The sequence below is a fragment of the Pseudomonas sp. NPDC087639 genome (assembly GCF_044743385.1).
In the GTDB taxonomy this organism is placed as follows: Bacteria; Pseudomonadota; Gammaproteobacteria; order Pseudomonadales; family Pseudomonadaceae; genus Aquipseudomonas.
The window spans coordinates 1-7811 of record NZ_JBIUWI010000116.1 but is presented as its reverse complement, the minus strand read 5'-3'; the positions used below and the strand labels follow the sequence as shown (position 1 = coordinate 7811).

Below are 7811 nucleotides of genomic sequence, written 5' to 3'. Positions count from 1 at the left end.
CTGTTTCAGATGCGTCAGTTTGTCGACCATGGCTACTCACGAAAGCTTTCTTATGAACGGCCAGCGGGCCGTGTTCGAGCGGGGAATCCTAGCACAGCGACCTCTTCTAATCAGGACGCCAACTAGATCGAAAGGGTATATGAATATGCCTGCCAGTTCTGCCGAGCAGTGCCCTTGTGGGAGCGAGCCTGCTCGCGAAAGCGGTGTGCCGGACACCTTTGTATTGAAGGTTTGACGCCTTCGCGAGCAGGCTCGCTCCCACAGGGATTTGTGGTGGATTCAGATCGGATTCGGGCAGTCGATGAAGATGTGTTCGACGGCAAAACGCTTCGCCAGATAATCGCCCAGCGCCTGCACACCATAGCGCTCGGTGGCATGGTGGCCGGCGGCGATGAAGCTGATGTCGTTTTCCCGGGCACTGTGGAAGGTCTGCTCCGATGCTTCACCGCTGATGAACAAATCGACCCCCGCCGCCACACCGTGATCGATATAACCCTGACCGCCGCCGGTGCACCAGCCGACCCGGCGGATCATTGCGCTGCCTTCAATCAGCAGCGGTTCGCGGCCCATGACTTCCTGCACCTTGCGGGCGAAATCACGCGGGGTCATGGGTTCGCTCAGCGAACCGACCAGACCGACGATTTTCAGATTGTCCGGATCCAGCGGGCCTTCGACCGTGATGTCCAGTTGACGCGCCAACTGAACGTTGTTGCCAACGTCCGGGTGCAGATCCAGTGGCAGGTGATAAGCGAGCAGGCTGATGTCGTGCTTGAGCAGAGTCTTCAAGCGACGCTGCTTCATGCCGGTAATGCACGGGTTCTCGCCCTTCCAGAAGTAGCCGTGGTGCACCAGCACCAGATCGGCCTCTGCTTCAACGGCAGCATCGAGCAGAGCCTGGCTGGCGGTGACGCCGCTGACGATGCGCATCACTTGCGGACGGCCTTCGACCTGCAAGCCGTTGGGGCAGTAATCGGCAATTTTCGCACTGCCAAGGTAACGGTCGGCTTCTTCGACGAGGGTGCTGAGGGCAACGGCCATGAAAGACTCCTAAATATCCCGTTCAGAGGCACGCGCGGCCTCGTATAATGCGCGACCTTCTGGGCGGTCTGACCCCGCCTGCAACTTTTCCAGGACGTGCTTAATGCTCAAGGTGCTGCGTTTTTTTGGCTGGCCGCTGTTGGCCGGTGTGCTTATCGCACTGTTGATTATTCAGCGTTACCCGCAGTGGGTCGGGCTTCCGAGCCTCGACGTCAACCTGCAGCAGGCCCCGCAAACCACCAGCGTGCAGCAGGGGCCGGTGTCCTATGCCGATGCGGTAACCATCGCCGCGCCGTCCGTGGTCAACCTCTATACGACCAAGGTCATCAACAAACCGGCGCATCCGCTGTTTGAAGACCCGCAGTTCCGCCGCTTCTTCGGTGACAACTCGCCCAAGCAGAAACGCATGGAATCGAGCCTCGGCTCGGGCGTGATCATGAGCCCGGAGGGCTACATCCTGACCAACAACCACGTGACCAGCGGCGCCGATCAAATCGTTGTGGCGCTCAAGGATGGCCGTGAAACCCTGGCCAGGGTGATTGGCAGCGACCCGGAAACCGACCTCGCTGTCCTGAAGATCGACTTGAAAAATCTGCCGGCGATCACTGTAGGCCGCTCGGACAACATCCGTATCGGCGACGTCGCACTGGCCATTGGCAACCCGTTCGGCGTCGGCCAGACCGTGACCATGGGCATCATCAGCGCCACCGGGCGCAATCAGTTGGGCCTGAACAACTACGAAGACTTCATCCAGACCGACGCGGCGATCAACCCGGGCAACTCCGGCGGTGCGCTGGTCGATGCCAATGGCAACCTCACCGGCATCAACACCGCGATCTTCTCCAAATCCGGTGGCTCGCAAGGCATCGGCTTTGCCATCCCGGTGAAACTGGCGATGGAAGTGATGAAATCGATCATCGAGCACGGCCAGGTGATTCGTGGCTGGCTGGGGATTGAAGTACAGCCGCTGACCCAGGAACTGGCCGAGTCGTTTGGTTTGTCCGGGCGCCCGGGAATCGTGGTGGCGGGGATTTTCCGTGATGGCCCGGCGCAGAAGGCCGGCCTGCAACTGGGTGACGTGATTCTCAGCATCGATGGCGAACCGGCCGGCGATGGCCGCCGTTCGATGAACCAGGTGGCGCGGATCAAACCGACCGACAAAGTGACGATTCAGGTCATGCGCAATGGCAAAGAGATCAAGCTGACCGCTGAAATCGGCCTGCGACCACCACCGGCACCGGTGAAGGAAAAAGAAGAGTAAGACTTTGTTCGCGCCAGCGGCGCGAATAACAGACATTCTCAACAGGCATGTTATATTGTTTCAATTAAACAATTGGAACAACATAACATGTCGTCTCGAACAAAGGCCTCGCTGCTGGGCCTGACCCTCGGTTTACCTCTGGGTCTGCTGTGCGATCCAGTCTTCGCCGAAGAATCGCAGCCACTCGAACTCGACGCCATCAGCGTCACCTCCGACTACCAATCCCCTACCGGGCCCGTCACAGGCTACCGCGCCACGCGCTCGTCCAGCGCGACCAAAACCGACACCGCGATCCGCGACATCCCGCAGGCAATCAGCGTGGTGCCCGCCAGCGTGCTCAAGGATCTGGGCAGCAGCAGCGTCGAACGCGCGCTGGATTTTGCCGGCGGCGTGTCCAAGCAAAACAACTTCGGCGGCCTGACCCTCTACGAATACAGCGTGCGCGGTTTCACCACCTCGGAGTTCTACAAGGACGGTTTCAGCGCCAATCGCGGCTACCCGGCCACACCCGACGCCGCCAACATCGAGCGCATCGAAGTGCTCAAAGGCCCTGCCGCCAGCCTCTATGGCCGAGGGGATCCGGGCGGCACAGTGAACATCGTCACCAAAAAACCGCAACCCGAAGCCTTTACCACCCTGCAAACCAGCGCCGGCAGTTGGGATCGCTACCGCACCGCGCTGGACGTCAACACGCCACTCGATGAACAGGGTGATGTGCTCTCGCGGATCAACCTGGCCGTCGAGGACAACCACAGCTTTCGCGATCACGTCGACAGCCAGCGTGTATTCGTCGCGCCCTCGATCAGTTGGCAACTCAATCCCGACACATCGCTGTTGGTGGAAAGCGAAATCGTCCGCCTCAGCTCCACGTTCGACCGCGGCATCGTCGCGCCAAACAACAAATGGAGCGGCGTTTCGCGCTCGACCTTCCTCGGCGAACCGAACGACGGCAACATCGACAACCACAACAACCTGCTTCAGGCCACCCTCGAACATCACCTCAACGACAACTGGAAACTGCGCCTGGCCAGCCATTACAAGGAAGGCAAACTCTGGGGCAACGCTTCTGAAAGTCGTGCTCTGAACGCTGACGGTCATACGGTGAACCGACGCTATCGCGAGCGTGACACCCACTGGCACGACAGCATCACCCAACTGGAATTGCGCGGACTCTTCGACCTCGGCCCCTGGCAGCACGAACTGCTGATCGGCAGCGAGTACGAGAACTACCGCAAGAACGAGCGCGTCACTACCATCGCTGGCGGCCCTTACGCCATCGACATTTACAAGCCGGTCTACGGCCAGCCGAAACCCAACGGCGCACGCTCGGGTACCGATTTCTTCGAACACGTCGAAAGCCATGCGCTGAACCTGCAGGATCAAATCGTCTTCACCGACAAACTGCGTGGAATGGTCGGTGCGCGCTTCGAGCACTTTGATCAACGCATCGACGATCACAGCCGCAACACCAAAAGCCGCCAGACCCACGACGCCCTCACCCAACGCGCCGGCCTGCTCTATCAACTGACGCCGAATACCGGCCTGTTCGCCAACGCTTCGACCTCGTTCAAACCCAACAACGGCCTCGATGCCTCCGGCAAATCATTCGATCCCGAAGAAGGCGTGGGTTACGAAATCGGCATCAAGAACGAATTGTTCGACGAGCGTTTGAGCAGCACCCTCGCCTTCTTCCACATCGACAAGGAAAACGTCCTCGCCCTCGATCCCTCCACCGACACCAGCCGGGCCATGGGCAAGGCACGCAGTAGTGGATTCGATCTGCAAGTGACCGGGCAAGTAACCGATGCGCTGCGAGTCATCGGCGCATTCGCCTACATCGACGCCGAAGTCACCAAGGGCGATGCGGTGATTCCCACCGGCAGCCGCATTCTTGGCGTGGCCAAACGCAGCGGCAGCCTGCTGGGGGTTTATGAATTTCAGGACGGCCATTTGCGCGGCTCGGACGTCGGCGCGGCGTTTACTTATGTCGGCGATCGCTCCGGTGAAGCCGGCGGCGACTTTGAAATGCCGGCCTATCACACCGTCGATCTGCTGGCCCATTACAAGGCCAGCGACAACGTCACGGTCGGCCTGAACCTGAACAACGTCTTCGATGAAAAATACTACGAGCGCTCCTACAGCAACTACTGGGTCAACCCCGGCGAGCCGCGCAACTTCACCGTCAGCCTGACACTCAACCTGTAAAAGGACGTCATCATGCAATGCCGCAAAACCCTACTGATCATCGCCGCACTGTTCGCCACCCAGGCTTCGGCCCATGGCCTGTGGACAGAACAACGTCGCGGCAATATCGAAGTGATCTACGGCCACGGCGCCGAAGACAATGCCTTCAAGGCGCAGAAAATCAGCGGCGCCTGGGCCTATGACGCGGGCGGCAAAATGATCCCGGTCAGCGTCGAACGCCTGCCCGATCATGCACGTCTGAAGCCGCTGAAAAGACCGGCGGTCATGGCCGTGGCACTAAACAACGGGATGTGGTCGCAAACCGCTGACAAGAAGTGGATCAACGAGGGTCGCAGCAAAGTCCCGGGCGCTGTCGAGGCAACGGAGACGTTTAAGTACAGCCTGGCGATTTATCAGCCGGGGGCGAAGTTGCCCAAGCTTGATCAGATCAAGTTGCTGATTTTGCCGGAAGTCGATCCGCTGACGGTCGGACCGGGGAAATCATTGCCGGTGCGGGTATTGCTCGATGGCAAACCGGCGGCGGGCGTGAAGTTGATTGGCGACTATCGCAGTGCGCCGAATACGCTGAGCACCGAGACTGACAAGGATGGGCGTGCGCAGGTGTTGGTGCGTAATGAAGGGTTGAATGTGATTGCGGCGCAAGTAGAGGTGCCGGTGAAGGACAGTGTTGATGTGAACAGTCGTGGACTGTTCAGTTCGCTAACGTTTTTGGGTGAGCCACATCACGAATAACCAACACAAGTCCCCTGTAGGAGCGAGCCTGCTCGCGATTGCGCCGGGTCAGTCAACATAAATGTTGAATGTCCGTCCGCTATCGCGAGCAGGCTCGCTCCTACAGGGGTAATGGTGTTTTAGAGTTCGCCGAGCCCATCAATCAACGCCTGATTCTGCTCCGGCGTGCCAATCGAAATCCGCAGGAACTGCGCAATTCGCTCCTGCTTGAAGTGCCGAACGATCACGCCCTGCTCGCGCAATTTAGCCGCCAGCCCTGCCGCATCATGTTGCGGATGCCGAGCAAAAATGAAGTTCGCTGCCGACGGCAAGACTTCAAAACCTTTGCCCTGCAACTGCGCAACCACCCACTCACGGCTCTCGATCACCAGACGACAGGTCTTGTCGAAATACTCGCGGTCTTCGAATGCCGCCGCCGCTCCGACATTCGCCAGACGATCCAAAGGATAAGAGTTGAAGCTGTTCTTGATCCGCTCCAGCGCCTCGATCAGGTCCGGATGCCCCACTGCCAGGCCAACGCGCAGGCCGGCCAACGAGCGCGACTTGGACAGAGTCTGGGTCACCAGCAGGTTCGGGTAACGGTCCACCAGACTGATCGCTGTCTCGCCGCCAAAGTCGATATAAGCCTCATCCACTACCACCACCGAATCAGGGCTGGCCTTGAGAATCTGCTCGACCGCTTCCAGTGCCAGCAGGCAACCGGTCGGTGCGTTCGGGTTGGGGAAAATGATCCCGCCGTTCGGCTTGGCGTAGTCCGCCGGGTTGATCTGGAACTGTGCGTCCAGCGGCACTGCGTCGAACTTGATGCCGTACAACCCGCAATACACCGGATAGAAGCTGTAGCTGATGTCCGGGAAGAGAATCGGCTGATCGTGTTGCAGCAGGCCGTGGAAAATGTGGGCGAGCACTTCGTCCGAACCGTTGCCGAGGAACACCTGATTGCTCTGCACGCCGTAGTACTGAGCGACGGCGTTTTTCAGCAGATCACTGTTCGGATCAGGGTACAGGCGCAGATTATCGTTGAGTTCGGTCTGCATCGCCGCCAGGGCTTTTGGCGACGGGCCGTAGGGGTTTTCATTGGTGTTGAGCTTGACCAGTCTGGTCAGCTTCGGCTGTTCGCCCGGCACATAAGGCACCAGATCCTTGACGAACGGGCTCCAGAATTTACTCATGTTCAGTTCCCCTGCTTGTCGTCAATGATGCGGTATTCGGCGCTGCGCGCGTGGGCGCTCAGGGATTCGCCACGGGCGAGTACCGATGCGGTCTTGCCCAGCTCGGAAGCACCGGCCTCGGAACAGAAGATGATCGACGAGCGTTTCTGGAAGTCATAAACACCCAGTGGCGAGGAAAAACGCGCCGTGCCGGAGGTCGGCAATACGTGGTTCGGGCCTGCGCAGTAGTCGCCCAAGGCTTCGGAGGTGTGACGGCCCATGAAGATCGCGCCGGCGTGGCGGATCTGCGGCAGCCAGGCTTGCGGGTCAGCGACCGAGAGCTCCAGGTGTTCCGGGGCGATGCGGTTGGCGACTTCGATGGCCTGTGCCATGTCACGCACTTGAATCAGCGCGCCGCGGCCATTGATCGAGGTTTCGATGATGGTTGCGCGATCCATGGTCGGCAGCAGTTTGTCGATGCTCGCGGCGACCCTGTCGAGGAACTCGGCGTCGGGGCTGACCAGAATCGCTTGAGCGTCTTCATCGTGCTCGGCTTGGGAGAACAGGTCCATGGCGATCCAGTCCGGATCGGTCTGGCCGTCGCACACCACAAGGATTTCCGAAGGGCCGGCGATCATGTCGATGCCGACCTGACCGAACACGTGGCGCTTGGCGGTGGCCACATAGATGTTGCCCGGGCCGACCACTTTATCCACTTTCGGCACGCTTTCGGTGCCATAGGCCAGCGCGGCAACGGCTTGTGCGCCACCGATGGTGAACACACGATCGACGCCTGCGATGCACGCAGCGGCCAGCACCAGTTCGTTGATTTCACCGCGCGGAGTCGGCACGACCATGACCACTTCGGTCACACCGGCAACCTTGGCCGGAATGGCGTTCATCAACACCGACGACGGGTACGACGCCTTGCCGCCCGGCACGTACAGGCCTGCGCGATCCAGCGGCGTAACCTTCTGGCCCAGCACCGTGCCATCGGCTTCGGTGTAGCTCCAGGAATCCTGCTTCTGTTTTTCGTGGTAGCTGCGCACACGGGCCGCGGCTTTTTCCAGTGCTTCGCGCTGAGGCACGGTGATGCGGGTCAGGGCCAGCTCCAGACGCTCGCGCGGCAGGATCAGGTCGGCCATCGAGGCGACTTCGAGACCGTCGAACTTCTGGGTGAACTCGACCAGCGCCGCGTCACCGCGCTCGCGCACAGCCTTGATGATGTCCAGCACGCGCTGATTGACCGAGTCGTCAGACACACTTTCCCAGCTCAGCAGATGATCCAGATGATGCGCGAAATCCGGGTCAGCAGCGTTGAGTCGGCGAATTGCAGTCGGTGCGGTCATAGCGTAAAAGTACCGTTATCGGGACGCCGGGCGACGGGCCGCCGTCACGCCGGGATCGATCTGTTTCCTTATATT

Annotated in this window: 6 protein-coding genes; 3 read left to right on the top strand and 3 right to left on the bottom strand. The window is 59.9% G+C overall.

Annotated features, from left to right (window positions below; genetic code table 11):
* Positions 1-279: 279 nt before the first annotated feature.
* On the bottom strand, positions 280-1038 hold the full coding sequence (locus tag ACIOVB_RS26445) for a Nif3-like dinuclear metal center hexameric protein (RefSeq protein WP_187676796.1): 759 nt from the start codon (positions 1036-1038) through the stop codon (positions 280-282).
* Between the two features lie 103 nt (positions 1039-1141).
* Between ACIOVB_RS26445 and algW the strand changes: the two genes are divergently transcribed.
* The 3 genes from algW (at position 1142) to ACIOVB_RS26430 (ending at position 5236) form a co-directional block, all read left to right on the top strand.
* The gene (algW, locus tag ACIOVB_RS26440) at positions 1142-2299 is read left to right on the top strand and encodes a Do family serine endopeptidase AlgW (protein ID WP_401272154.1); all 1158 of its coding nucleotides are present in this window, start codon (positions 1142-1144) and stop codon (positions 2297-2299) included.
* Positions 2300-2386: 87 nt separating this feature from the next.
* Positions 2387-4504 carry a TonB-dependent siderophore receptor gene (locus ACIOVB_RS26435; protein ID WP_401272153.1) on the top strand — a complete coding sequence of 706 codons (2118 nt, stop codon included), beginning with the start codon at positions 2387-2389 and terminating at the stop codon, positions 4502-4504.
* 12 nt (positions 4505-4516) lie between these two features.
* Complete coding sequence (locus ACIOVB_RS26430) at positions 4517-5236, top strand: DUF4198 domain-containing protein (RefSeq protein WP_401272152.1); 720 nt, start codon at positions 4517-4519, stop codon at positions 5234-5236.
* A 119-nt stretch (positions 5237-5355) separates the two neighbouring features.
* Here the strand turns inward: ACIOVB_RS26430 and hisC are convergent, their stop codons facing one another.
* Positions 5356-6408 (bottom strand): histidinol-phosphate transaminase, encoded by a 1053-nt coding sequence (gene hisC / locus ACIOVB_RS26425; RefSeq protein WP_401272151.1) that lies wholly within the window; start codon positions 6406-6408, stop codon positions 5356-5358.
* A 2-nt stretch (positions 6409-6410) separates the two neighbouring features.
* The gene (gene hisD / locus ACIOVB_RS26420; RefSeq protein WP_401272150.1) at positions 6411-7736 is read right to left on the bottom strand and encodes a histidinol dehydrogenase; all 1326 of its coding nucleotides are present in this window, start codon (positions 7734-7736) and stop codon (positions 6411-6413) included.
* Positions 7737-7811 lie beyond the last annotated feature (75 nt).

Excerpts from the sequence above, each read along its gene's own strand:
- ACIOVB_RS26445 (WP_187676796.1), bottom strand. The coding sequence starts at position 1,038 with ATGGCCGTTGCCCTCAGCACCCTCGTCGAAGAAGCCGACCGTTACCTT.
- algW (WP_401272154.1), top strand. The coding sequence starts at position 1,142 with ATGCTCAAGGTGCTGCGTTTTTTTGGCTGGCCGCTGTTGGCCGGTGTG.
- ACIOVB_RS26435 (WP_401272153.1), top strand. The coding sequence starts at position 2,387 with ATGTCGTCTCGAACAAAGGCCTCGCTGCTGGGCCTGACCCTCGGTTTA.
- ACIOVB_RS26430 (WP_401272152.1), top strand. The coding sequence starts at position 4,517 with ATGCAATGCCGCAAAACCCTACTGATCATCGCCGCACTGTTCGCCACC.
- hisC (WP_401272151.1), bottom strand. The coding sequence starts at position 6,408 with ATGAGTAAATTCTGGAGCCCGTTCGTCAAGGATCTGGTGCCTTATGTG.
- hisD (WP_401272150.1), bottom strand. The coding sequence starts at position 7,736 with ATGACCGCACCGACTGCAATTCGCCGACTCAACGCTGCTGACCCGGAT.